The sequence below is a fragment of the Chelatococcus sp. KU-N122 genome (assembly GCF_055391085.1).
This window is the reverse complement of sequence record NZ_AP043981.1, coordinates 4,763,250-4,788,507: the sequence shown is the minus strand read 5'-3', so window position 1 is coordinate 4,788,507 and position 25,258 is coordinate 4,763,250. Positions and strand designations below refer to the sequence as shown.

At 67.2% G+C, this 25,258-nt stretch carries 25 protein-coding genes; 6 read left to right on the top strand and 19 right to left on the bottom strand.

Going from position 1 to position 25,258, the window contains the following annotated elements:
* Positions 1-20: 20 nt before the first annotated feature.
* A complete protein-coding gene (locus ACZ5PO_RS21565) occupies positions 21-728 on the top strand; it encodes a TetR/AcrR family transcriptional regulator (protein WP_464183794.1) in 708 nt (235 codons plus the stop codon).
* 72 nt (positions 729-800) lie between these two features.
* Here the strand turns inward: ACZ5PO_RS21565 and ACZ5PO_RS21560 are convergent, their stop codons facing one another.
* Positions 801-977 (bottom strand): hypothetical protein, encoded by a 177-nt coding sequence (locus ACZ5PO_RS21560; RefSeq protein WP_464183793.1) that lies wholly within the window; start codon positions 975-977, stop codon positions 801-803.
* A 190-nt stretch (positions 978-1,167) separates the two neighbouring features.
* Here ACZ5PO_RS21560 and ACZ5PO_RS21555 point away from each other — a divergent pair, with 190 nt between their 5' ends.
* Positions 1,168-1,767, top strand: a complete 600-nt coding sequence (locus tag ACZ5PO_RS21555) for a YceI family protein (protein WP_464196976.1) — start codon at positions 1,168-1,170, stop codon at positions 1,765-1,767.
* Between the two features lie 135 nt (positions 1,768-1,902).
* Here the strand turns inward: ACZ5PO_RS21555 and ACZ5PO_RS21550 are convergent, their stop codons facing one another.
* The 10 genes from ACZ5PO_RS21550 to ACZ5PO_RS21505 all read right to left on the bottom strand — a co-directional run bounded on the left by ACZ5PO_RS21550 (position 1,903) and on the right by ACZ5PO_RS21505 (position 11,614).
* Positions 1,903-2,823 carry a ribokinase gene (locus ACZ5PO_RS21550; RefSeq protein ID WP_464183792.1) on the bottom strand — a complete coding sequence of 307 codons (921 nt, stop codon included), beginning with the start codon at positions 2,821-2,823 and terminating at the stop codon, positions 1,903-1,905.
* An 82-nt stretch (positions 2,824-2,905) separates the two neighbouring features.
* Positions 2,906-4,333: an aldehyde dehydrogenase family protein gene (locus ACZ5PO_RS21545; RefSeq protein WP_464183791.1), complete on the bottom strand. Its 1,428-nt coding sequence runs from the start codon at positions 4,331-4,333 to the stop codon at positions 2,906-2,908.
* 240 nt (positions 4,334-4,573) lie between these two features.
* A complete protein-coding gene (locus ACZ5PO_RS21540; RefSeq protein ID WP_464183789.1) occupies positions 4,574-5,380 on the bottom strand; it encodes a nuclear transport factor 2 family protein in 807 nt (268 codons plus the stop codon).
* A 31-nt stretch (positions 5,381-5,411) separates the two neighbouring features.
* Positions 5,412-6,038: an HAD family hydrolase gene (locus tag ACZ5PO_RS21535; RefSeq protein ID WP_464183788.1), complete on the bottom strand. Its 627-nt coding sequence runs from the start codon at positions 6,036-6,038 to the stop codon at positions 5,412-5,414.
* A gap of 85 nt (positions 6,039-6,123) precedes the next feature.
* Complete coding sequence (locus ACZ5PO_RS21530; protein ID WP_464183785.1) at positions 6,124-7,194, bottom strand: LacI family DNA-binding transcriptional regulator; 1,071 nt, start codon at positions 7,192-7,194, stop codon at positions 6,124-6,126.
* A gap of 135 nt (positions 7,195-7,329) precedes the next feature.
* The gene (locus ACZ5PO_RS21525) at positions 7,330-8,262 is read right to left on the bottom strand and encodes a ribose-phosphate pyrophosphokinase (protein ID WP_464183784.1); all 933 of its coding nucleotides are present in this window, start codon (positions 8,260-8,262) and stop codon (positions 7,330-7,332) included.
* A gap of 26 nt (positions 8,263-8,288) precedes the next feature.
* Positions 8,289-9,059 (bottom strand): glutamine amidotransferase, encoded by a 771-nt coding sequence (locus ACZ5PO_RS21520; protein WP_464183782.1) that lies wholly within the window; start codon positions 9,057-9,059, stop codon positions 8,289-8,291.
* Between the two features lie 32 nt (positions 9,060-9,091).
* Positions 9,092-9,628: a pyridoxamine 5'-phosphate oxidase family protein gene (locus ACZ5PO_RS21515; RefSeq protein ID WP_464183781.1), complete on the bottom strand. Its 537-nt coding sequence runs from the start codon at positions 9,626-9,628 to the stop codon at positions 9,092-9,094.
* On the bottom strand, positions 9,621-10,091 hold the full coding sequence (locus tag ACZ5PO_RS21510; protein WP_464183780.1) for a hypothetical protein: 471 nt from the start codon (positions 10,089-10,091) through the stop codon (positions 9,621-9,623). The genes ACZ5PO_RS21515 and ACZ5PO_RS21510 overlap by 8 nt, the downstream gene beginning before the upstream one ends.
* Positions 10,092-10,174: 83 nt before the next feature.
* Positions 10,175-11,614: a nicotinate phosphoribosyltransferase gene (locus ACZ5PO_RS21505; RefSeq protein WP_464196974.1), complete on the bottom strand. Its 1,440-nt coding sequence runs from the start codon at positions 11,612-11,614 to the stop codon at positions 10,175-10,177.
* 146 nt (positions 11,615-11,760) lie between these two features.
* On the opposite strand from ACZ5PO_RS21505, the gene fgd reads away from it, so the two are divergent.
* Complete coding sequence (fgd, locus tag ACZ5PO_RS21500) at positions 11,761-13,107, top strand: glucose-6-phosphate dehydrogenase (coenzyme-F420) (protein ID WP_464183779.1); 1,347 nt, start codon at positions 11,761-11,763, stop codon at positions 13,105-13,107.
* Between the two features lie 63 nt (positions 13,108-13,170).
* Here the strand turns inward: fgd and ACZ5PO_RS21495 are convergent, their stop codons facing one another.
* From ACZ5PO_RS21495 to ACZ5PO_RS21465, 7 genes are all read right to left on the bottom strand, one after another.
* Entirely contained in the window at positions 13,171-14,823 is a 1,653-nt protein-coding gene (locus ACZ5PO_RS21495) for an ABC transporter permease (RefSeq protein WP_464196972.1), read from the bottom strand.
* Positions 14,824-14,918: 95 nt separating this feature from the next.
* Positions 14,919-15,944, bottom strand: coding sequence for a Fe(3+) ABC transporter substrate-binding protein (locus ACZ5PO_RS21490; RefSeq protein ID WP_464183778.1), 1,026 nt, complete (start codon positions 15,942-15,944; stop codon positions 14,919-14,921).
* Positions 15,945-15,984: 40 nt separating this feature from the next.
* Complete coding sequence (locus tag ACZ5PO_RS21485; RefSeq protein WP_464183776.1) at positions 15,985-17,076, bottom strand: ABC transporter ATP-binding protein; 1,092 nt, start codon at positions 17,074-17,076, stop codon at positions 15,985-15,987.
* A 134-nt stretch (positions 17,077-17,210) separates the two neighbouring features.
* Positions 17,211-17,987 (bottom strand): M15 family metallopeptidase, encoded by a 777-nt coding sequence (locus ACZ5PO_RS21480; RefSeq protein WP_464183775.1) that lies wholly within the window; start codon positions 17,985-17,987, stop codon positions 17,211-17,213.
* A 111-nt stretch (positions 17,988-18,098) separates the two neighbouring features.
* Positions 18,099-18,521 carry a glutamine amidotransferase-related protein gene (locus ACZ5PO_RS21475; protein WP_464183774.1) on the bottom strand — a complete coding sequence of 141 codons (423 nt, stop codon included), beginning with the start codon at positions 18,519-18,521 and terminating at the stop codon, positions 18,099-18,101.
* Positions 18,464-18,943, bottom strand: coding sequence for a gamma-glutamyl-gamma-aminobutyrate hydrolase family protein (locus tag ACZ5PO_RS21470; RefSeq protein WP_464183772.1), 480 nt, complete (start codon positions 18,941-18,943; stop codon positions 18,464-18,466). The genes ACZ5PO_RS21475 and ACZ5PO_RS21470 overlap by 58 nt, the downstream gene beginning before the upstream one ends.
* Before the next feature lie 104 nt (positions 18,944-19,047).
* Positions 19,048-20,391, bottom strand: a complete 1,344-nt coding sequence (locus ACZ5PO_RS21465) for an aspartate aminotransferase family protein (protein WP_464183771.1) — start codon at positions 20,389-20,391, stop codon at positions 19,048-19,050.
* Positions 20,392-20,748: 357 nt separating this feature from the next.
* On the opposite strand from ACZ5PO_RS21465, the gene ACZ5PO_RS21460 reads away from it, so the two are divergent.
* The 3 genes from ACZ5PO_RS21460 to ACZ5PO_RS21450 all read left to right on the top strand — a co-directional run bounded on the left by ACZ5PO_RS21460 (position 20,749) and on the right by ACZ5PO_RS21450 (position 23,560).
* Entirely contained in the window at positions 20,749-21,588 is an 840-nt protein-coding gene (locus ACZ5PO_RS21460) for a DeoR/GlpR family DNA-binding transcription regulator (RefSeq protein ID WP_464183770.1), read from the top strand.
* A gap of 14 nt (positions 21,589-21,602) precedes the next feature.
* Entirely contained in the window at positions 21,603-22,616 is a 1,014-nt protein-coding gene (locus tag ACZ5PO_RS21455) for a helix-turn-helix domain-containing protein (protein WP_464183769.1), read from the top strand.
* Between the two features lie 155 nt (positions 22,617-22,771).
* Positions 22,772-23,560 (top strand): inositol monophosphatase family protein, encoded by a 789-nt coding sequence (locus ACZ5PO_RS21450; protein ID WP_464183768.1) that lies wholly within the window; start codon positions 22,772-22,774, stop codon positions 23,558-23,560.
* Between the two features lie 431 nt (positions 23,561-23,991).
* On the opposite strand, the gene ACZ5PO_RS21445 is transcribed toward ACZ5PO_RS21450, so the two are convergent.
* On the bottom strand, positions 23,992-25,215 hold the full coding sequence (locus ACZ5PO_RS21445; protein ID WP_464183767.1) for a D-amino acid dehydrogenase: 1,224 nt from the start codon (positions 25,213-25,215) through the stop codon (positions 23,992-23,994).
* Between the last annotated feature and the right edge of the window lie 43 nt (positions 25,216-25,258).

Sequence of the window (25,258 nt, the reverse complement as noted above, 5' to 3'; positions counted from 1 at the left end):
CGAGGGAGGATCGTGATCTGGTGAGCGCAACGAAGGTGGCGGAGACGGGACCGGCGATCCTCGGCTCCAAGCTGCGACGCCGTAAGAAATCGGACAGGAGGATGCTGCAGGCGGCCATCACGCTGATCGGCCGGCACGGCACGGTGGGCGCGAGCCTCGCCCAGATCGGCATCGACGCCGGCTACAGCCGCTCGCTTCCCGTGCAGCGATTCGGGACCAAGCAGACCCTGCTGGAAGCGGTGATCGACGCCATGCAGGCGCGGTTCGAGCGTCAGGTGGAACGACGAACAGCCGGCAAGAGGGGCTGTGCGGCTCTCGTCGAGCGCATCCGCGCTCAGATGGAGGCGGTTCGCGACATGCCCGAATCGGCCATCGCGCTCTACTATCTCATCGTCGATTCCACGGGCGCCGTTCCCGAGCTCAGGCCGCGGATTGCCGCGCTGCACGCCGCCTATTGGGACAACCTTCGCAGCTACCTGGTGGACGCCCGCGAAATCGGCGAGCTGCGGAGCGACGTCGACATCGACCAGAGCGTGCGCGCCATTTCCGGCGCCATCAGCGGCATCTGCATCCAGGCCCTGGTCAACGGCGACACGACGCGGCTTGGGGAGGACGCGGAATTCATCGCCGACCTGTTCGTCAGGCGTGTCTCCAACCGCCCGATCGCTGCCCCGGCCTCCACGGACGTGGCCGCGGCATCGGTCGCAACCGCGGCGGAATCAGCCTGACGACGCGTTTTGGCACCGTTGGCCACGACAGCGCGGCAAATGCCGTCCACCGCCCCCGCCGGCACGCGGTGGTCAGAGACCGCCCGCCAGGTAGGTCAGATACAACGACGCCAGCGTGAGCCCCAGCGACAAGGTGAGCAGCACAACGGTCGTCGCGTACTCGGCGGTGCTGACAGTCACCGTGAGTTCGGCTTCCGGTGGTTCAGGCATCGCACCGGCCTCTCCAGATAGCGGCTTCATGCGCGACATCGTCGAGCATCGCCCCGATGTGCGCTGTGATCCAGCGCACATCGGGGTCGCGGACCGTAGCCTTCTGTCGGGTTCGTACTCCTTTTGGAGGACGCGTGGTCAAGCAGCTTCCCTCGCCTGCGGACCACAAAACGGCCCAGCTCCAGTCCTACCGGCTGCGCCCCACCCTCAACGGGAGACAATCGTGAAGCTGGTTTCGATACTGCCCTTCTGTGCCGCCCTCTGCCTTGCCGTTCCCGCCGTCGCGCAAACGGAGGCCACACGCGATCCGGCGAAGATCCAGGCGGGCACCTATGCCGTCGACCCGGATCATACGCAGGTGTTCTTCGCCGTGTCGCACCTGGGCTATTCCATCTACCGGGGCAGCTTCGCCGACGTGTCGGGCACGCTGGTGCTCGATCCGCAGAAGCCGGCCGCGAGCACCCTCAAGGTATCGATTCCGGTGGGCTCGGTCGCGACCACCAGCGCCAAGCTGACGGATGAGCTCAAGGGCGTCGACTGGCTCGATGCGGGCAAGTACCCGGCCATGACCTTCGTCTCGACCAAGGTGACGATGGAGGGCCCGGACAAAGCCACGGTCACGGGCGATTTCACCCTGCATGGCGTGACCAAGCCGGTCTCGCTCCAGGTGACGCTGGTGGGAGCCGCGCCGAACCCGATCAGCAAGAAGTTTTCCGTGGGCTTCGAGGCCAGGGGCAAGATCAAGCGCTCGGACTTCGGCGTGAAGACCTACGTGCCCATGGTCGGCGACGAGGTCGACCTCACCATCGCCGGCGCCTTCGACCGCTGAGGAGCGACGGAGCGGCGGCTCAGGCCGCCGCCCGTCCGATCCGCGCGACGCGGCCGGGCCGGGCCGGGAAAGCTCCGGCCCTGCCGCATGGGCGGGCCCGTGCGGCGCGGCCATGCCCATCGCGCCGAGGCGCAGCTACGCCTCCGGCGCCCTCGCCATCATGGCGCGCGCCACCTCGGCCGCCGTCGGGATGGCGGCCTGGGCCCCGTGCCGGAGGCAGGCAAGCGAGCCGGCGGCCGCAGCCCGCGCGAGCGCGTCGGGAAAGCTCAGTCCCTGATCGAGGCCGGCTGCGAAATAGCCGCAGAAGGTATCGCCCGCGCCGACCGTATCGAGAGGCGCGATGGCCAGCCCGTCGGCGGTGAACGCCTGCCCGTCCCGAACCGCCAGCGCACCGTGCTCGCCGAGCGTTGCGACAAGGCTCCGGCCCTTCTCGCGGCCGAGGCGCAGCAGCGCCTCGCAGAGCTCGTCGATGCCCGAAGCGGGGCTGCCGGCGAGCTCCGCGCATTCGAGGCGATTGCCGATCACGATATCCGCCAGGTGCGTCAGCGGAACGGCCTCCCGGGTGAACGGCGCGATGCTGAGGATGCTCGTCACGCCCCGGCGGGCGGCTTCGGTCAGCGCCAGCCCGACGAGGGCGATCGGCGTTTCCAGCTGCAGCATCAGCAGGTCGCCCGGGGCCATGGGGGCGAGCGCCGCATGCACGTCCGCGGGCCCGAGCGCACCGTTGGCGCCCGGCACGACCGTGATCATGTTGTCGCCGTTGCCGTCCACGAGGATCACCGCGGTCCCGGTCGGCTTGTCGGTCGCACGCACCAGGGCGAGGTCGATGCCCGCTTCGCGCATCGGGACCGTGGCGAGCCGGGCGAAATCGTCGCACCCTACCGCGCCGACCATGCGCACCGCCGCGCCGGCCCGCCGCGCGGCAACGGCCTGGTTGGCGCCCTTGCCCCCGGCGGCGGTCAAGAAGGCGCTGCCCAGCACCGTCTCCCCGAGCGTCGGCAGACGCGGGGCGCGGGCGACGAGGTCCAGGTTGATGGAGCCCAAGACCGTGATCATCCGGCGTCCTCCAGCTCGCGCGACCGCAACCGCGGCAGCCCCCCTTGGGGCCCGCGCGTCTCCCTTCGGCGAACGGCCGCTCCTAAGCCCGGAAGCCGACCATACCCTTTATCTCGACGAATTCGTCGAGGCCGAAGACGCCCCACTCGCGGCCGTTCCCGGATCGCTTGTAGCCACCGAAGGGGGCGGCGATGTCGAAGTCGGGATAATTGATATAGACCGTGCCTGCCCGCATGCGGCGCGCTACCGCTTCGGCCCTGTCCTGGTCCGTCGACTGCACGTAGGCCGCAAGCCCGTACTCGGTCGCATTGGCCATGGCGACGGCACTTTCCTCGCTGTCATAGGGCAAGATCGACAGCACCGGCCCGAAGATCTCCTCGCGGGCGATGCGCATCTCCGGTCGGACATCGGCGAAGACGGTCGGGCGGACGTAGTAGCCACGGTCGAGCCCGCTCGGACGGCCGGGACCACCGGCCACCAGGCGAGCCCCCTCCTCGATGCCGGCCTCGATCAGCCCCTGGATCTTCTCGAACTGCACCCTGTTCGAGATCGGCCCCAGGTTGGAGTTCTCGCTGCGCGGGTCGCCTGGAACAAAGCTCGCAGCCGCCCTCTGCGCATAGCCGATCACCTCTTCCTGCCGCTCGCGCGGCACGAACATGCGGGTCGGCGCGTTGCAGGTCTGGCCGCTGTTGCCGAAGCAAACCGCAACCCCTTGCGTAACCGCGCTTTCGAAGTCGGCATCGCCGAGCAGGACGTTGGCCGACTTGCCGCCGAGCTCCTGATGGACCCGCTTCACCGTGTCCGCTGCGGCCTTGGCGACCAGCACGCCGGCGCGCGTCGAACCGGTGAACGACATCATGTCGACGTCGGGGTGAGCCGACAGGGGCGCGCCGGTCGAGGCCCCGTCACCGTTGACGAGATTGAAGACACCGTTCGGCACGCCGGCCGCATCCATCACCTCGGCGAAGATGATGGCGTTGATCGGCGCGATCTCGCTGGGCTTCAGCACCATGGTGCAGCCCGCAGCTATGGCCGGCGCCACCTTGCAGGCGATCTGGTTCAGCGGCCAATTCCAGGGCGTGATCATGCCGACCACGCCGACGGGCTCCTTCGCCACGCGCATGCGGCCGGCCTGATATTCGAACGCGTACGTCTCGAGCACCCGCAGCATCTCTTCGAAATGGGCCTGGCCGATCCAGGTTTGCGCGGTCCTTGCGAGCTCCATGGGGGCGCCCATCTCGCGCGAGAGGGCCTCGGCCAGATCATTGTAGCGCCGCTGGTATTCGGCGAGGATCGCTCTCAGGAGCTCGACGCGCTCCCGTACCGGGCTCTGCGAGAAGCTCTCGAAGGCACGTCTGGCGGCCGCCACCGCCTTGTCGATGTCGGCCCGGCTGCCGGCCGCGATCCTCGTGAACGGCTCCTCCGTCGACGGATCGACGACGTCGATGAAGGCAGGCACGACCGGGTCGACCCAGGCGCCGTCGATGTAGAACTTGGTCTCGTGCGTCATGATATGGCTCTCGTTGCAGATTGCTCGGCGGAACGAGCCCCGGTGCGGGCTTGACCGCAGCGTCGGCCGGGGCTGTCGGGCTGAACCGTTTCACTGAAGGGTTCAGCGGCACTTGGAGCTCTTCGCAGACGGATGGACTCATCCGCCGCGAAAGCGGCGCTCCAGCCTCAAAAGGGTTGGAGCATCGGATTCACCTCGAAGCCGCTGCTCGCTCGCGGAGCCGGCGCTGTGGATCCGGGGTCACGCGAGCTTGCGGTACGCGTCCTTCAGCAGGATCCGCCCGCCCGCGTCGTAGGTGATCACGTCCACGCCCCGCACATCCGCCGTCCCGCCCGCAGCGGCAGGCAGCAAAAGCGTCCAGTAGGTGAGACTTCGCTGGCCGAAGAAGTGCGTCTCCTCCGGCGCCTGCGGCTCCGTTGCAGCAGGGGACGGCTTGCACATCGCCGTCAGGCCGGCGCGGACCGCATCGCCCCCGTCGTAGCGAGCCCCGGACGACGTCCGATACGTCGGGTTCTCTCCCATGCACTGCATCAGACCGTCGATATCGACGCGGCGCCAGGCGTCGGCGAAGCTGGCGAGCGTCGCGCTCATGATCGACGTGGGCGGCGCAGGGGCGCGGGCCTCGTACCATTCCGCAAGATACGCAGACGACATGGTGTCGCTCTCGGCGAAGGCGAACGCGGATGCGAAGGCCGATGTCTCGTGCGCCCTGATGAGAGCGGCCTCCAGCGGCAGAGTGTCGCCCGCCGCGGACGAGCCGGGCCCACTCTCCTCGTAGAACTCCCTGAGTTCCGCGGGGCTCGACGAAGCCCACAGCCCAAACAACACGCGCAACCGCCCGTCTGCGCCGAAGGCGATCGCAAATCCAAGCTCCGCCCGGGGGCCTGCATTTCCGGCAACCGTGCTGGCGGCGGCGTTCAACACGACCTCGTCCAGTACATTGCTGACGAGACTGTAGACCTTGATTCCACCACGCACGCCGAGCGGCCGTGCCGTTGCCTGGACCGCCGCGCTGCCGGCGCGCTCGACTGTGGGGACACCGGTCATGTCTTTCCTCGGAGACGGATAGATCGCGTTATCAGATGCGGGCGAGGGAACGTCCAAGCTGATAGGCCTGCCAGATGTCGTCGCCCTCGTAGTGCGCCGCGGCCAGCTTCTGCAGTTTCTCGGAACCGTTGACGGACACCGTGTGCGGGAGCTTGTGAAACAGCGGGATGTCCGACGCTGAATCGCCGTAGGCGATACAGTCGTGCTCGCCGATGCCATACCGGGCCATCAGATCGGCGGCGATATGGACCTTATGCTCCGGCGTCAGCACGAGCTCGGGATCAAGCACCCGCCCTGCCCCGATATCGGCACCATGCGTAGTCGTCGCGCCCCAGCTCAGAAGCAACTCCGCAAAAAACAAAGGAGACAGCGTAATAACTGCGCTATATTCACCGCGCTCGGCGATATCTGAAAAGACTTTTGCGACGTTCTGCCGCCATGGCGAGCCGTCGAAGACGTGCGCGATGGCGTCCGCGTCGAGCTCCTGCCAGAGCGGCAGGCAGAGCTCGTAGAACTCGACGTGCCCGACCTCGCCGCGCCCCCAAGCTTCCTCGATCACGTTGATCTCCGCAAGGCAGCCGAGGTGCCGGGACAGGTGAACGCACGCCGATCCTTCAAGTATCGTTCCGTCCATGTCGAATATATGCAGCTTGCTCATATCGTCTCCAACGCGCCGCGGCCGGCGAATCGCGGTATCTAGCCAGGCTTCAACCCGTTCACGTCGCAGAGCTTCAGCCTTGAGATTATCCCTTTGCTAGTGACTTCGGAGGAGCAACCGATTTTCTGACGACGACCTCCGTCGAAAAGGTCAGCGTCGACGGAGCCTCCATCGAGCCGATGTTGTGAAGCAGAAGTTGCGCCGCGGCCTGGCCCATCTCGTAGCCCGGCTGCGCCACCGTCGTGAGGGGCGGAGCCAGATACCGCGACGACACGATGTCGTCGAAGCCGACCACCGAGATATCCCGGGGGATCGACAGCTTCCGCTGTCTGAGGAAGTTGATGCCGCCGATCGCCATCAGGTCGTTGGCGTAGATGATGCCGGTCAGTCCCTCGGTCTCCCGTCTCTCGAAGAGGGCCGCCGTGGCGCGATAGCCGGAGTCCTCGGTGTACTCGCCGGTGACGATGGGGATTTCGTCCGGGTCACGCCCCGCGCCGGCGAACGCCTCGCGGTAGCCGGCCAGGCGCTGCTGGCTGGTCCAGAGCCACGCCGGCCCGGCGACGATCGCGATCTTGCGATGGCCGTGACGGATCATCTCCTGCGCCACCTGGCGCGCGCCCTTGCGGTTCGCCGCGCTGATAAAGGGCGCCTCCAGGCCGGGGACACATTCATCGACGAAGATGACGGAGCCCGCCTCCACCAGCTTCACCAGGCCGATGTTGGGCCGCCCGGACCCCGACAGCAGGATCATTCCGTCGAGCCGCCGCGCTCTGAGCGACTGTGCGTAGTACTCCTCCCAGCGGCTCTCCGAGCCGGTCGTGCCGAGGACCATGAACACGTCGTTCCGGCGGGCCACCGTGTGCGCCCCTTCGGCGATCGAAGCGAAGAACGGGTTCTGCAGATCGGGCACGACCAGTCCGATGGACGAACTGCGCTGCCGCTTCAGGCTCCGCGCGGCCGTGTTCGGCTCGAAGCCCAGCTCGGCAATGAAGCGCTGGACATGCTGGCGCGTCTTCTCGGTCACCGTCCCCGAGCCATTGATGACGGCGCTGACGGTGCCGATCGAAACCTCGGCCGCCAGGGCGACCTCGCGGATGGTCAGCCGGCGCTTGCCTCTAGTCTTGATTGCCTGGCTTGCGTTTGCCCCGTCTACCATGACTTCGCTCCCGGGGCGCTGCGCGCACATCCGCCGCCCGCTGCACGCCCGCCCCGTGCCGGTCCCGCCCGGCCTGCGTCGTGCCACTTCGACGCGGCGCCTCTTACCTGTTCTCGAGCCAACGATCCGACCCCGCTACTGGAAGAGCGACGAGACTGAGCTCTCGTTGGCGATAGCGTATATCGCCCTTGAGAACAGATTAGCTGATGAAATTTGCCTTACACATCCCGCTTCCTCCGTAGCTTTCCTGGCCGATAAGCTATTTGTGATTGTCAGCATGCTCAGCTGTGAACGTTCAATGCGGCCCACGGCGTCGCCACTCAACACGCCATGCGTGGCGTAGGCCTCGACCGAGCGCGCCCCGTGCGCCATCAGCGCCGCCGCGGCATTGCAGAGCGAGCCGCCGCTATCAACGATGTCGTCGATGAGGATGCAATCCCTGTCGGACACGTTGCCGACGATGTTCATCACCTCCGAGACGCCGGCGCGCTCGCGCCGCTTGTCGACGATCGCCAGGTCGGTGTTCAGGCGCTGGGCGAGCTCCCGCGCGCGGACGACGCCGCCCACGTCCGGCGATACCACCATCACCGACCGCCCAGCCCCCCTGTCCGCAATGTCGCGCCTGAAAAGCGGGGCTGCGTAAAGATTGTCGACGGGCACGTCGAAGAAGCCCTGGATCTGCATGGCGTGCAAATCCAGGGTCAGGACGCGGCTCGCTCCTGCTTCCTCGAGCAGATTGGCCACCAGCTTGGCACTGATCGGCGTGCGCGGCCCGGACTTCCGATCCTGTCGCGCATAGCCGAAATAAGGAATAACGGCCGTGATGCGCCTCGCCGAGCCCCGTCTCACCGCGTCCAGCATGATCAGCAACTCCATCAGATTGTCGTTTGCCGGAAAGCCGGTGCTCTGGATGATGAAGACATCCTGCCCGCGCATGTTGTCGTGTATCTCGATGAATATCTCCATGTCCGAAAAGCGCTTCACGCTCACGCAACAGAGCGTCTCGCCCAGATCGGCCGCGATGGCCTGTGCGAGCGGACGATTGCTATTGCATGAGATGATTTTCATCAGATGCATATCTCGCTTGTCGCGATCTACCTCGGCTCCGCCGCCCAGCCGATCATGGCGGCCCACAGTTCGCCGTAGTACGGCCATTGCATGAACTCCGGAGGGGCCCAATGGGGCGCCACGTCGGACGTGAATGCCACGGCGCGACCTCGCCCGGCCCGGCCGACCACGAGCAACGGGTCGCCCGCCACTTCGGCGATGACCGTCGCCTCCGGCTTGGCTATCGTCCGATTGTAGCCCAGCAGCTTCGGCCACTCGGCTGGCGTGGCGCCGGCCGCCGGGTGGCCGGGGCTCGACACCGTCGGCCTGATCCCCTCCGGCCGCTCCGAGCGATCGTCGTAGGGCAGCATCTCGACCGGCAGGATGTCGGCCAGCGGGCTCATCCCGTATCGCGCCCGCGCGTCGATGCCGGTGAAGGACATATATCCGCCGATCATGACGAGGCCGCCCCCGGCCCGGACGAAATCGGCGACCAGCCCCAGCCGGTTGACGCTGACCTTGGAGCGTAAGAACGTCTCGTCCGTCAACAAGAAGCTGTTCGAACCGATATCGCTCAATATGATCACATCGTACGTCTGCATCTCCGCGGCGGAGGTCGGAAACTTCGCCGAAACCTCGTGCGCGCGGACATAGGTCACGTCGAAGCCCGCGGCTCCGAGACAGTCAATGAATACGCCCGCCCCCTCCTCGTACTCGACGGAAACGAAATGGTCGAAGCCCTTCATATGAGTCGTTTGCTTGATCCACGACTCGCCGACGAGGAGCACACGCGCTCCTGCCCTTGCGGTGACGGCCATGATGTGAACTCCTATCGCTGCGGCCGCGAGGCTTAGGGAAGGCGCCGGTCGCTGACGAAATCGGGCAGCACCCGGGCTTCCGGCACCGTCGGCAGCGACGTCTCCCGCATATCCCAACCGACCACCTTTCTCACGGCGAGCTCCAGCACGCGCCGGCCCGCGGCGCGGCCGAACTGGAAGTAGCTCTCGGCGTAGGGATGGCCTTCGTAGAAATACTTCTCGAACACGAGCTCCATGACCTGCTCGACGAGCTCCGGCTGCTCGACCGCGGTGAGCGAGCCAGAGAACCTGACGCCGTGCACCGTGGCGTATTCGTCGCCGCTGTCGATCACCGCCGACAGCGAGCGGCCGGCCTCGCTGTTCGTCGCATGGCGGCTGCCGGCATCCAGCGGCAGGAAGATGCGGTTGTCGATGACGACGAACCAGAGCGGCGACAGGTAGATGCCGCCGTCGGCGTTGACCGTGGCGACACGGATCGTCCGCTGCCGGCGGATATAGGCCCACCGCTTCGCGCCGTGCATGCCGTGGATGGGGAGAAGCGGGTTGGGGGTCTCGACGGCGTCAGTCATGGATAAGCTCGCCCCGCAGGCTCGAGAGGGTCTTGCTGTATTCGGGAAGCTCGACCAGGCCATACCTGGGCGAGGGCCCGCTCGTCCAGAAGAAGGCGGTCTCCACACCGGTCGGCTCGAGCGTGTAGTCGTAGCCCGCCGGCAGGTAGATGTGCTCGCCGACGGCGGCCTCCAGCACGACCTCCCGGCCGGCGGCGTCCTTGACGCGCAGGCGGATCTTGCCTTTCAGGCAGTAATGGGTCTCGTCGAAGTTCGTCTGGTTCCAGTTGTAGGGCGTGTGATCCGGCGTCTGCCAACAGATGCCCTGTCGGAAATGGCGGGCGTCGTCCCGCTCCTGCGACAGGAAGATCGCCGTATCGATGCCTTTTTCGAAGATAAGGCGTGGCATTGTCTCGATTTCATCGAGCGTGATGACACGCGGATAGCGTGTCTCGCTGCCTTTGTAGGCATCTATCTTGGCCAATTTCTTGTCTCCTTGGGATCGGGAGCGACGAGTCCGCGGCGATACCCATCGGGTATCGCCGCCGACCTGACCTCGGTGCCAGCCTATGCTGCGGACGAACGGGCTGCGGCAGCGATCATGGGCTCGGTGATTGACCGGTAATAGGCCTCCGGCACGGGCCGCTCGCTCCGCTCGATCAGCTCGGAGAAGTCCCACTTCTTCAGCAGCTTGCCGTTCCGGAAGACCGGCTGAAGGAGATTGTCCTCCGGCGGGATCGAGTCGCGGGGGACGGTCCTGTACTCGCCGTCCTTGTACTGCAGCGCCAGGCGGCCGCGTTTGGACGCCTTGAACGCGGCGCCGGTCGGCTGCTTGAACACGTCGACCCAATTGCCGTTGATGCAGACCGCATTGGCCTTCTGGCCGAAATTGAGCGTGTCGCGATTGCACTGCTGAAGCAGCCCGCTGCCCATGCCGAAGACCGCGTTGTCGGCCGCCAGGCCGCGGCGCTCCATCTCGATGTAGATCTCGCGCAAGCTCGACAGCACCACACCGTCGCCCTGCACCACGCGAATGTAGTCGGGGAGAACCCTGTAGCCCTTGCTGTTGATCGCGAAGCCGAAGCTCTCCATGAGCCACTCCGTCGTGTCGGCGGTGACCTGCACCGGGTCGCCGGAGTCCGGACGCACGCCGATCAAGCCGGGCCCGGCCTGGATCGTGTCCTTCAACTCCTTGCCGATGATGTTTCTGACGGCGTTCTCGTGATCGTAGGAGTCGGTGAGCAGGATGACCACGCCGTAGTGCCGGTAGAGGTCGATCATGTGCCGCATGACGTCGACCTCGCGCTCGAGCCCCCATGCGGTGAAGGAGGCGTGCTCCGAGTTGGGGCCCGACACGGCCGGCGCAACATGGTTGTAGTATTTCTTGGATGCGAGGACGCCCGGAACGGTGTCGCTCTGGTTGAAGTTGACCAGGTGCGCCAGGCCGCCCAGCGCCGCCGACTCCTGCGAGCTGACCCCTCGCGCACCATAGTCGTGCAGAATATGGCGGATCATCTTCGGGCTGCCGTTGTCCGACGTCTGCCGGAACGCCTGCTTGATCACCTCCTTCGCCATCCAGCTGAGCGTTCCGATCGTCGTCGGATACCAGACGGCACGCAGCAGGGCGGTCTCGAAGAAGCTCGTCGCCCAATAGTACTTGGGGTCGGTATTGATCAGCTGTACGAGGACATTGCCGGTCGGCAGCACCGTTCCTTCGGGAACCGCCTCGATCTCGACTGGCAGGTAGCCACCATAGTCGTTGAGCACGCCCAACCAGTTGTTGCGGTTGAAGGGCATGCCGATCTCGCGGCAGTGGAACTCCGCGTCGTCGATATGCTCCAGCGTGATCGGCTTCATGAGGTATTCCCTCAGATAGGCTTGGAGCCCGACGAACAGCGTCGCGGGGAATACGCCGCCTCGCGATTCGATATAACTGGATACGTACTCAGTTTTATCTGGGTATATCGCATAATGGCAGTGCTTATAGTTATCCGTATTCAAGATCACATTGTGAAACCAGGATGCTGCGGTCACGGGAATCCTCCCATCCAAAGGCACTGACGGTTCCGGCGGCGCGCTCCCTCTTCAGGCAGCGCCGGAGCGGAGATCGATCCGCGAGGCCTCATCGTCACGATCTTCGGATCAAAATCTACGTGAACCGTTTCAAGAGTCAAAGTTATATTTTTTGCACGACAGCCTATTTTCATTGCGGCCTGGCGACTACGCATCTCCGAGCGGCAGACGGCAGTCAACTCGCGCTCAAAAAGGTATTGACGATAAATATTTATCTCATTTTTTCCAGCAGGGTCGGCATGGGGCGGTTCGCGCCGTGGTTGGGTGGAAAAATCAACGAGAATGCCGCGCTTTTGTGCGCGAGACGGCGTGAAAATAACTCCGCATCGCCCCCAATGACGACGACTGAACACACGTCAATTGAAACGGTTCGATTATGGAGATATGGACGATCGCCGGCCCCCCGGGGGGCCCCTCGGACGGTCGACGTCAGCGGAGGATCCGATATGCCGAGAATTGGTTACAAGGCGTCCGCAGAGCAATTTTCATCCCGAGCGCTTCTGGACCTGGCCGTTCTGGCCGAGCGCCTCGATTTCGAGTCGGTGTTCGTCAGCGATCATTTCCAGCCCTGGCGCCACGACGGCGGCCAGGCGCCCAACTCGCTGGTCTGGCTCGGCGCGGCGGGCGCGGCCACGTCGCGCGTTACCCTCGGCACGAGCGTGCTCACGCCCACGTTCCGCTATCACCCTTCGGTCGTGGCGCAAGCCTTCGCGACGCTGGGCGTCTTGTTTCCCGGCCGCATTGTTCTCGGCGTCGGGACGGGGGAGTCGCTCAACGAGGTGCCGGCCACGCGTATGGAATGGCCGGAGCAGAAGGAACGCACGGCGAGGTTCCGCGAAGCGATCGAGCTTATCCGCCGCCTCTGGCGGGAGGAGCGTCTCTCGTTCGATGGCCAGTTCTACAGGACGGAGCGCGCGACGATCTACGAGCGACCGGAGCAGCCCGTTCCGATCTATGTCGCCGCGGCGGGACCGCTGATGGCGAAGCTGGCGGGCCGGAACGACGGGTTCATCTGCACGAGCGGCAAGAAGCCGGAGCTCTACACCGAGACGCTCCTGCCCAATGTGGCGGCGGGGCGCAGCGGCCTGGACGGCCCATTCGAGCGGATGATCGAAATCAAGCTCTCCTTCGACACGGATGCCGGCCGGGCGCTCGATGACACCCGCTACTGGGGCATGCTGGCGCTCACGCCCGAGGAGAAGATGAACACCGAGGATCCTCTCGAGTTTCAGCGGCTTGCGGATGGCCTCCCGGTGGAGCGGGCCGCGTCACGCTGGATCGTCTCCGCCGATCCTGAGGAGGCCGCGCGCCGCATCGGCGACTATGTCGAACTCGGCTTCGATCATCTGGTGTTCCACTTCCCCGGTCCCGACCAGGAGCATTCGATGAAGCTCTTCGCCAGACACGTCATGCCGCGCCTGCGGTAGCAGGAGCCCAAGCCCCTGCGCTGGGCGGGTTGCTCGGCGTGCGAGAGCCTCCGTCCGCTTGCTCTACCGCCCGTCCCTGCCGAGCCTGGCCAGAACGGCGACGGGCAGGAGGCTCGCCAGCACGATCAACAACGCGGCGATCGAGGCGTCCTCGTAGGTGCCGCGGGCGGCTTCGCCGTAGAGGCGTGTCGCCAGGGTCTCGAAGTTCAGCGGGCGCAGCAGCAGCGTCGCCGGCAGCTCCTTCATGCAGTCGACGAAGATCAGAATGGCGCCGGCGGCGAGCGCCGGCTTCGCCAGCGGCAGGTGCACCGCCAGCAGCGTGCGCAGCGAGCCCGCGCCCATCGTGCGCGACGCACCGTCGAGGGACAGCGGGATGCGGCTGAGGCCGCCCTCCACCGAGCCGGCGGCAATGGCCAGGAAGCGCACGGCGTAGGCGAGCACCACCGCCGAGCCGGAGCCGAGCAGGACGAGGCCGACCGATGCGCCGGTCAGCTGCGACGCGGCCCAGGCCACGGCACGATCCGTCGCCCCGACGCAGAACAGGACACCGATGGCCAGCACCGTGCCCGGCACCGCATAGCCCGCCAGCGACAGCCGCGCGGCAAGACTGGCGGCGCGCCCGGGCGCGACACGGCCGGCGTAGGCGACGATCAGGCCGAGGCCGAGCGCCGCCAGCGTCCCCGCGGCAGAGACGCTCACCGTGTTCCAGGTCGCGGAGAGCAGGCCCTGCGACAGGCCGGCAAACGCGATCCGTGCCCAGGCCGACCAAGCCAGGTAGGCGCCGGGCACGACGAAGCCGATCAGCACCGGAAGGCTGCCGAGCGTCAGCGCCAGCGCGCCTGCGGCGCGGCCCAGCGGGCGAGGCTCGAGGCGCCGCGGGCGCTGGGCCGAGGCGGCAAAGCTGCGCCGGCGGCGGCCGAAACGCTCGGCGGCCACGAGGGCCGCCACCGGCACGAGCAGCACGAGCGCGATCTGCGCCGCCCCGGCCAGGTCCGACCGGTTGACCCAGGTCGCGTAGATCGAGACCGTGAGCGTCTGCACCCCGAGAAACTCCGAGGCGCCGATATCGTTGAGGGTCTCCATCAGCACCAGGCTCACGCCGACGGCGATCGCCGGCCGCGCCAGCGGCAGCGCCACACGCACGAAGGCGGCGCCATAGCTCGCCCCGAGCGTGCGCGAGGCATCGATCAAGGTCGCGGCTTGGGTCAGGAACATGGCCCGGGTTGTGAGGTAGACGTAGGGGTAGAGCACGAAGGACAGCAGCAGGATGCAGCCGACCATCGAGCGGATGTCCGGCAACCGGAAGTCTCGCGCGCTCTGGTACCCCAGCAGCCAGCGGAGCCAGCCCTGCACCGGGCCGACCGGGTGGAGCACGTCGAGATAGGCATAAGCGGCGATGTAAGTCGGGACCGCGAGCGGCAGGATCAGCGCCCACTCGAGGACGCCGCGGCCGGGGAAGCGATAGGCGGTGACCAGCCAGGCCGTGCCGCAGCCGATCACGGCGGCGAGGCAGCCGACGCCGGCCAGCAGCACCACCGTATTCGCTGCCGCCCGCGGCAGCACGTGGGCCATGAGATGCGGCCACAGGCCGGCGGAGCCGCCCAGGGCGAGGCTCACCAGCGTGAGGATGGGCGCCAGGGCCAGCACCGCGACGGCGCAGGCCGCGACCGACCAGCCGAGTCCCGGGCGGACGGCGTGACGGGACGCGACGCCGATGGCGCCCGGGCGCCGCGGGCCCGCCGCGACCTGCTCGCCAAGCCGGGCCCCCCGGCCGCGCCGCGGGGCCCGCCACCGTCGCGGCTGCTCCGGGCTCAATTGTCGAAGCCGACCTGCTCCGCCAGCCGGCTCGCCTCCGTGCGGAACCGAGCGATCTTGGTCAACGGCGTGGGGTCGACCTTGAGCTCGCCGAAGGCGGCGATGATCGGGTCGGGGGCGACATCGGCCCGCACCGGATACTCGAAGTTGGCTTCGGCGTAGGTCTTCTGGGCGTCCTTCGACACCAGATACTCGAGGAAGGCGACAGCCTGGGCCCGGTTCGGGGCGCTCTTGGCGATCGCCGCGCCGGTGACGTTGACCTGGGTTCCCCCGTTCTCGAAGGTGGGCAGCACCACCTTGATCGCCTTGGCCCACGCCTCCTGCTCGGGGCCGCCCTTGCCGCTCGCCATCAGGCCGACGTAGTAGGAGTTGGCGACGCCGATATCGCAGATGCCTCCCATGATGTCGCGCGCCACCTCGCGGTCGCCGCCCGACGCCTTGCGCGCCAGGTTGGCCTTGAGCCCCTCCAGCCACGCCTTCGTCTTGTCCATGCCGTGGTGGGCGATCGAGGAAGCGATGAGGGCGGTGTTGTAGGGGTGCTGGCCCGACCGGATGCACACCTTGCCCTTCCATTGCGGTGAGGCCAGGTCCTCGTAGGTGAAGCGGGTGAGTCCGAGATCCTTGGCCGCATAGAGCACCCGCGCGCGGAGCGACAGGGCGAACCAGTGGCCCTCTGGGTCGCGCAGTTGCGGCGGCACGGCGCCGTCCAGCACCTCGGACTTCAGCGGCTGGGTCAGCCCCTTGTCGACGAGCTCCACCAGCCGGCCGACGTCGACGGTCATCAGCACGTCGGCGGGCGAATTGCCGCCTTCCGAGGCGACGCGCTCGGCGAGCCCGTCCTTCAGGAAGATCGTGTTCACCTTGGTGCCCGTGGAGGCCTGGAACGCGTCGATCAGCGGCTGCACCAGGCCGGGCTCCCGCGTCGTATACAGGTTGAGCTCGGCGGCGAAGCCGCCCGCGCCAGAGCCCGCCAGCAGCGCCGCCGCCCAGACCAACTTTCGAGCCGTTCTAAAGAATAACATGGCTCACCTCCGGTATTTTTGTGCCACAGCCGCAGAGACGTCAGGCTCCGGCCGCTGTCAACCGCGGCTCGTCGCGACTGTCGCAGATGTTATCGGAGGCTTTGAATACAATGGCGCGGGCAACGTCGATGGCCAGCGTGCAATGGTCGCCCGACGCCAAGTCGATCGGGCCCGGAACTCTGACGACGACGAGCTCCGGGCTGCCTTCGACTTGGATGCCGAACTGCTCCACCTCGCCGCGGAACCAGCGCTCGACGACACGGCCGGCGATCCCGCCGCCTGGCTCCGACAGGCCGATGGCGCCCGGGCGGACGAAGACGTGGACCGCCTCGCCGTCGGCAATGCCGACGCCGGCCGGCACCGCGCCAAGCGGCGTCGCCACCGTTCCGGCCCGGCAGGTGCCGGCGAATTCGTTGCAATCGCCGAAGAAACGCGCCGCGTAGGGTGTCTGCGGCCGCGCATAAAGGTCCCGGCCGCCGCCCGTCTGCATGATTCGGCCCGCGCGCATCAGCGCGACGCGGTCGGCGGCCATCACCGCCTCCTCCGGGTCGTGCGTCACCAGGATGCCGGTGATACCGAACCGCCGCAGGATCGACAGCGTCTCGAACCGGACCGCATCGCGCAGGCGGCCATCCAGATTGGAGAACGGCTCGTCCATCAGCAGCACACGCGGCCGTGGCGCCAAGGCGCGCGCCAGCGCGACCCGCTGCTGCTCGCCGCCGGACAGCACGTGGGGGTAGCGCGGCGCGAAGTGGGCGATCCCCAATTGCTCGAGCGTCTCGCCCGCCCGCTCCCGCGCCTCGGCCTTGGTCAGCCTGGCGAGGCCGAAGGCCAGGTTCTCCGCCACGGTCAGATGCGGAAACAGGGCATAGTCCTGGAACATCAGGCCGATGCCGCGGTGCTCCGGCTCGACGAAGGCCTGCGGCCCGGCGAACAGCGCCCCATCGAGGCTGATCTCGCCGGCCGTCGGCCGCTCGATGCCGGCGATGAGACGGAGCAAGGTGGACTTGCCGCAACCCGATTCGCCGACCAGGCAAATGATCTCGCCCGGCCTCACGTCGAGATCGATGCCCGCGAGGATCGATCGCCCCGCGATGTCCTTGGCAAGTCCGCGAACGGAGAGAGATGCCATCGAGCCTCCCGGCTGAAACGAAACTGACGTTGCGTCGCCGCTGGTGCGGCAGCGAGGTCGTCTCATCCCTCCTCGGCCGCCGATGCTCAAGCCCCGTGGCACGTCCGAGATCGCAAAGCCGCAGCCGTCGCGGACTATTTCTCCTGCACAGCCGCGTCCTGGGGCTCGGGTGGCCGCCGGACGCCCGCGTAGGTGAAATGCCACCACTCACGCCGATAGGCCCTGAAGCCCCGCGCGGCCATGGCGGCGCCGAGGCGCTGCCGGTTGCGCCGCTGGTCCGGCGTGATCTCCCGGCTGTCGGTGGCGCTCATGGCGTCGAAGCAGTCGAAGCTGGTGCCCATGTCGAGACTGCCGTCGTGGCGGCGAACACTCGACGGACCGTTGCAGGGACCGCCGGTCCCGCTCGGGACTGGCGCCGTGGTATCCAATCCGACGAGCGTCAGGTCCACGGCAACGCCCCTCGCGTGATTCGAATCGGATGATATGTAGCCGGCGGCCACCAGCGCGCCTCTCGTCGTCCTCGGCCAGTACGGGCCCTCCGTCGGCCCGGCGCGGCGCTTGACCCAATCCACGAAGGCCTTCACGGCCCGCACCGGCCGGTAGCAATCGTAGACCTTGAGGCCGAGGCCACGAGAGCGCAGATCCGCCTGCACTTGCGCCAGCGCACGGGCCGCCTCGCCCAGCAGGACGCACGCGCCGGCGCCGTAGCCCGGGACGACCGAGCCGGTGAAATTGTCGGTCGAAGCGTAGCGGATGTCCTGGATGATCGAGGCGTCCACGTCGCGCAGATAGACGAAGCCCGGCGGCAGGCGCGGCGACGCTCCGGCCATGGCAGCACCCGCGGCAAGACAGAGGGCAACGCCAAGACCGGCCGCGGCAAGCTTGGAGACCTCGTATCCGGTGCCGGCCATCTCTCCATCCCGCAGGTCCCGCGCGGCTTTTGCCGGGCCAGCTGTCGCCGGTGGGGAGGACAGCCATCGGCCCGGGCCGCCCTCGCCGGTATATGGCAGCGGTGGCCGCGGTCAGCCGGCGCGCGCCGCCGGGCGCACCAGATGCGCGATCCAGTTCGCCAACTCGCACCAGCGTAGCCGCTCGTCGATGATGTCGTCGGCAAGGTTCAGCCGCCAGGCGATGTCGCGCCGGCCGCGGCTGGCCTCCAGCGTGTCGAGCTCGGCGGCGTAACGCTCGAGGTCGGGCAGATCGGCGAAGAAGCCCTCGCTGACCAGGGTCGCGCCGTAGCGGCGCACGACGGCGGCGACGTCGAGGAGACGAAACTCGGGGTGATACTGGACGCCCCAGAAGACGCTGGCGCCGACGCGGATCTCGGCGGCCTGGACGTCGCTCAGGGCATTGCAGGCGGTGACGACGGCACCCGGCGGCAGCCGCGTCACCACATCGCTGTGGATCGCCGGCGCATCGAAGACAGACGCGCGGCCGGCGTGCATGGCATGGCCGCCCCCGGCTCGGTGAGCACGATGCGCCGGGCGAAGGCGACCTCGCGGCCGCGTGGATTGAGCGCGACCTCGCCGCCTGCGGCGACAGTGGCCAGCTGCAGCCCCCAGCAGGAGCCGAACATGGGACGCCCCTGCGCGTACACCGCCCGCACGAAATCGATCTGACGCAGCGATTCCGGCTCGCGCTTGTAGATGTTCAGCGCCGAGCCGGTAAGGGCGACGCCATCGTAGCTGTCGAGCGCCGCCGGAAGCGCCGCCGCCTCGTCGGCAGGCGTGCAGATATCGACGACCGCGTCGGGCGCGATCGCCCGCAGCACATCGGCATAGCTCTCCGCCGCCGTCGCCCCGACCATCTCCACCATGCGGCGCCGCCCTTCAGCGGAGCCGCCGTCGGCCACGAGCAGCCGTAACATGTCATGCCCTTCCAACTCGCCGCGAATTGCCACCCGGTGTAGGCATGCCGCGGCCCGCGCGCAATGTCAGCCGGCTCCCGGCGGCAATTCTGCGTCGATCCTGTTCAGCTCGCGGCGAGCTCGCTGAGCGCGTCGTCACAGGCGGCGATGAACAGGTCGGCGTTCTCGCGGCTGAAGCACAGCGGCGGCCGGATCTTCAGCGTGCTGCCATGGGGCCCTGCCACTCCGACGAGGATGCCGCGCTCGCGCAGCCGGTTGATCAGGCGGGTGGCGAGGTCGGGCGCCGGGTCTTTCGCCTCCCGGCCCCCGACCAGCTCCAGGCCGATGAAGAGCCCGGCGCCGCGCACGTCGCCGATGGCGATGTGGCGATTGCCGATCTCACGCAGGCCGTCCATGAGATAGCTGCCCACGGCGCGGGCATTGTCGATCAGCCCCTCGTCGCGGATCGTGTCGAGGACAGCCAGGCCCGCCGCCGCGGCCACCGGATTGCCGCCGAACGTATTGAAGTACCTCACCTCGGCCGTGAACCGGTCGAGCAGCGGGGCGCGCACGACGACGCCGCCCATGGGGAAGCCGTTGCCCATCGGCTTGCCCATGGTGACGACGTCCGGCACCACGCCGTGGCGGGCAAAGCCCCACAGGCCTTCGCCGAGACGGCCGAAGCCCGGCTGGACCTCGTCGGCGATGAAGAGGCCGCCGCGAGCGCGCGCCACCTCGACCGCCGGGGCGAGAAACCCGGGCGGATCGGCGAAGACGCCGTCGCTCGAGAAGACGGTATCGACGAGCAGGGCCGCGAAGCGGATGCCGTTTCGCTCCAGGTCGGCGACGGCGGCCGCGACGGCGGCGGCAAAGCGCGCGCCGACGTCGCCGTCCGCCGCGCGAAAACTGTCCGGCGGCGGCACGGCGCGGACGTGCGGCGCCAACGCGCGGCCGGGCCGGGACGACGGCGACACCTCCGTCACCGCCGCCGTGTTGCCGTGATAGGCTGTCCGGGTGACCACGATGCCGGTGCCACCGGTCGCCGCCTGCGCGATGCGCAGGGCGAGATCGTTCGCCTCGCTGCCGGTGCAGGTGAGGACGATGCGGTCGATCTGCGCCGGATATGTCGCCAGCAGCCGCTCGGCATAGGCGTCGACCACGTCGACGAGATAGCGCGTATGGATGTTCAGCTGGCCGACCTGCCGACGGATTGCCTCGACGACGCGGGGATGCGCGTGCCCGACCGACGGAACGTTATTGTAGAGATCCAGGTAGGCACGGCCGGCCGTGTCGTGGATCCAGACGCCCTCCGCCCGGTCGATGTGCAGCGGCTCCTGATAGAACAGCACGGCGGCCGGGCCGAAGGAGGTCAGCCGCCGCTGCACGGCCAAGCGCACGCCATCGGCCATGGCCGACGCCTTCGCGCCGTCGAAGGCATTCAGCGCGAGAATGTCCTTGTCCTGCCTCATCCCGTCCCTCCTCGCCGGCGCCGCGCCGCGAGGCAGCCGGGGACCGACGCCCAAGCAATCTGTGCAAGCAATCTGTGGCAGTGTGGGCACTTCCACAACACGGGCAAACTCTCAGAAACAACTTATCGGAATCTCGATCGATGAGCGCTCTGCGTTCACTCAACCGGATTTCGATCCCTGAAAACACAAAGCGTTAGCAGTACGTCAAGCACATGATGCGCACATTGTGGGCAGAGTGCCGCCCATAAAATGGGGAAGATGCCACAAAGTTAGTGTAGACATCCAACATGAGCCGGAGAAGGATCAGGTGCAGGATGGCTTGCGGCGTTGCACGCAGGCCGGCTCCAGGAACCTTCGATGGACAGCCACCGGTCATCAGCAGCCGACACGGCCGCAGCCGAGAAGAGGCCGCCGCGCAAGCTTGACGGCGATCGCTTCTCCAAGCTGGCGCGCCACAGGCACATCATCTCGCAGCTGACGGCGGCCCCCACGCTGCGGGCGTCGGAGTTGGCAGCGGCCCTGGGCGTCTCGGGAGAGACGATCCGGCGCGACCTGATGGAGCTGCAAGAGCAGAAGCTGATCAACCGCACCTACGGCGGCGCCTCGCGGCCGTTCGCGCTGGAACCCTCGCTCACCGATCGCAAAGGGATCATGATCGCCGAGCGCGAGGCGATTGCCGCCGCGGTGGCCGACCTCGTGCTGCCGAACGAGGTGCTGATGCTCGCGGCGGGAGCTACCACCTTTCACGTGGCGCGGCGCCTTGCGGCGCGCGCCAGGGATCTGACCGTGATCACCCATGACTTCGCCATCGCGGCTGCGCTGGCGGTCAATCCGTCGATCCGCGTGCTGTGCTGCCCGGGGCGCTATCACCCGACCGAAGGCTACGTGTTCGGCACGCAGACGATCGCCAGCATCGACGGCTACGAGGCGAACCGCGCCATCGTCGGCGCCACCGGGATCGGCGGGCGCGGGATCAACGATGCGGACGATGAGGCCGGCGCCATCTACGGCGCCATGGTGCGGCGTGCCGCCGAAGCCATCGTCGTCGCCGATCACACCAAGTTCGACCAGCGCGCCCTGACCGTTTTCGCCCAATGGACCGAGATCGACCGGCTCGTCACCGATCGGCCGCCGGAGGGCGCCTTGGCGATGGCCCTCCGCCAGGCGGGGACCGAGGTCATCGTTGCACAGCCTTGAGAAAGATCGAAGCCATGGCAGTTCTATCTCAACTTGTTCCGCTGGACGCAGTCGCGCCGTGCGACGGCCATATCACGGCACCGTCGCAGGTGATTCACATCGGCCGGATCCAGCTTCACGTCGTTGCGGGCCGCAAGACCTTTGTCCGCAACTGGGAGCGGGCCGAGAACATCGCCGAAGCGTTCTATGTCCTGGCGTTTCCGCTGAGCGGCAGCCTGCAGTTCAGGCAGGACGGCCGCAGCGGGACCGCCCTGCCCGACGAATATGTGCTGCTGAGCGAACTGGCGTTCTACGAGCTGTCGTCGACCGAGCGAGCCCACGTGCTGATCATGCGCATTCCCGTCGGCGAGCTGCGAAGCCGGCTGGTGGCGGTCGAGGATCATGTGAGCCGTCGCTTCAAGATGAACGAGCACATGAGCAGACTGCTCGTCGGCCTCCTCAGGAGCGTGGCGGAGCTGTTTGCCGATCGGCCGCCGCCGAACCCGCAGGCCTTGGCGACCGAGATCATCAGCTTCGTCGCCCTGGCCATCGGCGCGGAAGACCGCGGAGCGGCCACCGACGTGCGCAATGCGCGCTACCACCTGCGCCGCCGTATCGCTGACTTCATCGAGAAGCACCTGAGCGACCACGACCTGTCGCCGAAGCGCATCGCCGCCAGCAGCCGCATTTCGCTGAGCTACCTCTACAGCCTGTTCAATGACGACGAGACCACCGTCGGCCAGTTCGTCCAGGTCAAGCGTTTGCAACGCGCCTACGAGCTCCTGGTGGCAGATCCGGGGGGACGGCGCACCGTGTCCGAGGTTGCCTACGACGTCGGCTTCAAGAACGTCTCGCACTTCTCGCGCAGCTTCAGCCGGCATTTCGGCATCACGCCGCGCGATGTGCGCCAGCTGAGCCAGGAGCCAGGCGCCGCGGCCCCGGCCAAGGGCGCCCGCCCGGCGCTCCAGCCGCCCGCACCGGCGCGCAACAGCTTCCCGCAGCCGTTCTGGGCCGAGAGCAGCCGGCGCGCGGTGCACGAGCGCGTCTGAGCCACCGCCCGGCCCCGGTTCGGGCGCTCGGCCCTCCCTCCCCCACGGTCCCGCCGGGGACCCCGACCGAGAGCGGGTCGACGCCGCGCCGGCGCCTCGTCCCCGCGAGCTCTCGCAACCGCTGCCGATGCAGCGACCAAGCTCCGGAGCCCTCCTTGTCCGACCCGCAGTACAAGCCGTCCGCCGACGCGCTGGCCACCTTCTTCAACGATCTGGCCGATGCGGCGCGGCCCGTGGCGCTCGCGCACTTCCGCTCAGCCCTCGATGTCGAGCGCAAGCAGGACCTGACGCCGGTCACCATCGCCGATCAGACCATTGAGCAGGAGCTGCGGCGTATGATCGGCGCGCGCTTTCCGCGCCATGGCATCTGCGGCGAGGAGAGCGGGCTGACGCCCGGCGAGCGCTTCACCTGGTATCTCGACCCCATCGACGGCACCAAGAGCTTCATCTCGGGCATGCCGCTGTTCGGCACGCTGATCGCCCTGGCCGACGAGGAACAGGGCGGGGTCGCGGCCGGCATGATCGACATGCCCGCCCTGGGCGAACGCTGGTACGGCACGCCTGACGGCGCGACTCTGAACGGCAGGCCCGCGAAGGTGAGCCGCACGACAAAGCTCGAGCAGGCGCAGATCTACACCTCGTCGCCGGACTTCTTCTCGCCCGACGACTGGGCGCGCTACGATGTGCTGAGCCGCAGGGCCATGTTCCGGCGATTCGGTGGCGACTGCTATCTGTATGGCCTTTTGGCCTCGGGCTATTGCGACCTGGTCGTCGAAGCGTCCCTCAAGAGCTACGATTTCATGGCCCTCGTGCCGGTGATCGAGGGCGCCGGCGGGGTGATCCGGGACTGGGACGGCAAGCCGCTGACGCGCGACTCGGACGGGCGCGTCGTCGCCGCCGCAAACCAGGCGCTGCTTGACCAAGCGCTGGCGTTTCTGAGGTAACGGCCGCCTCTAGAGCATTTCGCAATTGGATGAGCATCATCCAATTGCGGAGAAATGCTCCAACTCTTTGAATCTGGAGCGCCCCTTTTGCGATTGGGCGATTCCACCCAATCGCAAAAGAGGCGCTCTAGTGTGGTGGATCTGAAGTTCCTGCTCCCCACATGGCATCAATGTTCAGGACCTTCAGATCCATTAAACCACACTAGAATCATAGAGTTGCTAGTGTGGCTTGAGAATCCGAAATTCGCTCCCAGCGCTGCCCCGAGGTGGTGCGAATTTCGGATTCGCCACACTAGCGGAGCGCCGAAGCCGGATCGCGCGCAACGCAATCCGGCCGGGAACGCTCGGCAGGGGCTCGAAGACGCTCACACCACACGGTTGTCCGATCGCTGCCCCCTCCCCGGTGCGTTGGGAAGGGGGCCCCTTCTCGTCTACGCGGCGAGCTCGGAGGCGATTAACTGCGCGGTCGCACAGGACAGGGTCCAGCCGAGATGCCCGTGTCCGGTGTTGAAGAAGATCCGACTGGAGCGAACGCTCCGCCCGACGCGCGGCAGCATGCTCGGCGTCATCGGGCGCAGGCCGGCCCAGACGCTCACGTCGCTCACATCCAGTTGCGGAAAATGCCTGCGCGTCCACCTGATGAGCGGCGCGATCCGATCTGCCCGAACGTCGCGGTTGTACCCGTTCAGCTCCGCCGTCCCGGCGATGCGGAATCGCCGGTCGCCCAGGCGACTGGTGACGATCTTCGCAGCGTCATCGAGAAGCGCCACGTTTGGCGCTCGATCGATCTCGTTGGGCCTGACCGCAACAGTGATCGAATACCCTTTCACCGGATAGATGTTGACCTTGTCGCCGACCATCGCGGCCAGACGCCGGCTGCCGACGCCGGCACAGATCACGACTCGGTCCGCCGTGAGCGAGGTGGTGGGCGGGGACGCTTCGCCGGCGGGACGCAGCTCGACGGCTGCACCTCCTCCGGTGTCGCGAATTTTACACACCTCCATCTCAAACAGGAAACGCGCGCCCATGCGCTGGCACGCGCTGGCAAGCCCGCGTGTAAACCGGCAGATGTCGCCCGAGGCGTCCGCCGGCGTGAAGAATCCCCCATGAAAGGCACCTTGGAGGCTGGGCTCGATGTCCTTGATCTCGTGCGGTCCGACAGGCGTCCGTTCGAGCCCGCCTCTCTTCAGGAGCTCGTTCACGCGCGCGGCACGCTCGAAGCTGGCCTTGTCGCGGTAGACATGCAGGAGCCCGCGCTTGAGGAGATCGAAATCGATGCGCTCCCGCTCGGCGATCTCGAAGAGGTGCCTTCTGGCCTCGATGGCAAGCCGCACCGTCTCGATAGTGTTCCCCTCGTAGTTCCGGATTGCTGCCAAGAACTCGCCCAACCACGATATCTTGTGCCAGGTAGGCTTGGGGTTGAGGAGAAGAGGGGCCGATCGCGAAAATATCCAGCGCACGGCATGGGCCACGGTCGACCAATGGTTCCAGACTTCCGCATTGCTCGCCGATAGCTGCCCGCCATTGGCGAAGGACGTCTCGAGCGCCGCGTAGGGATGCCGCTCCACGACCGTGACGTCGTGCCCATCACGCAAGAGCGCATAGGCCGTCGTGATCCCGGTAATTCCGGCGCCGATGACTAGGATAGTCGACATGGTTGCTCAGGTCTCCGTCGAGTATGGGTCGGTGCCCCCTCTG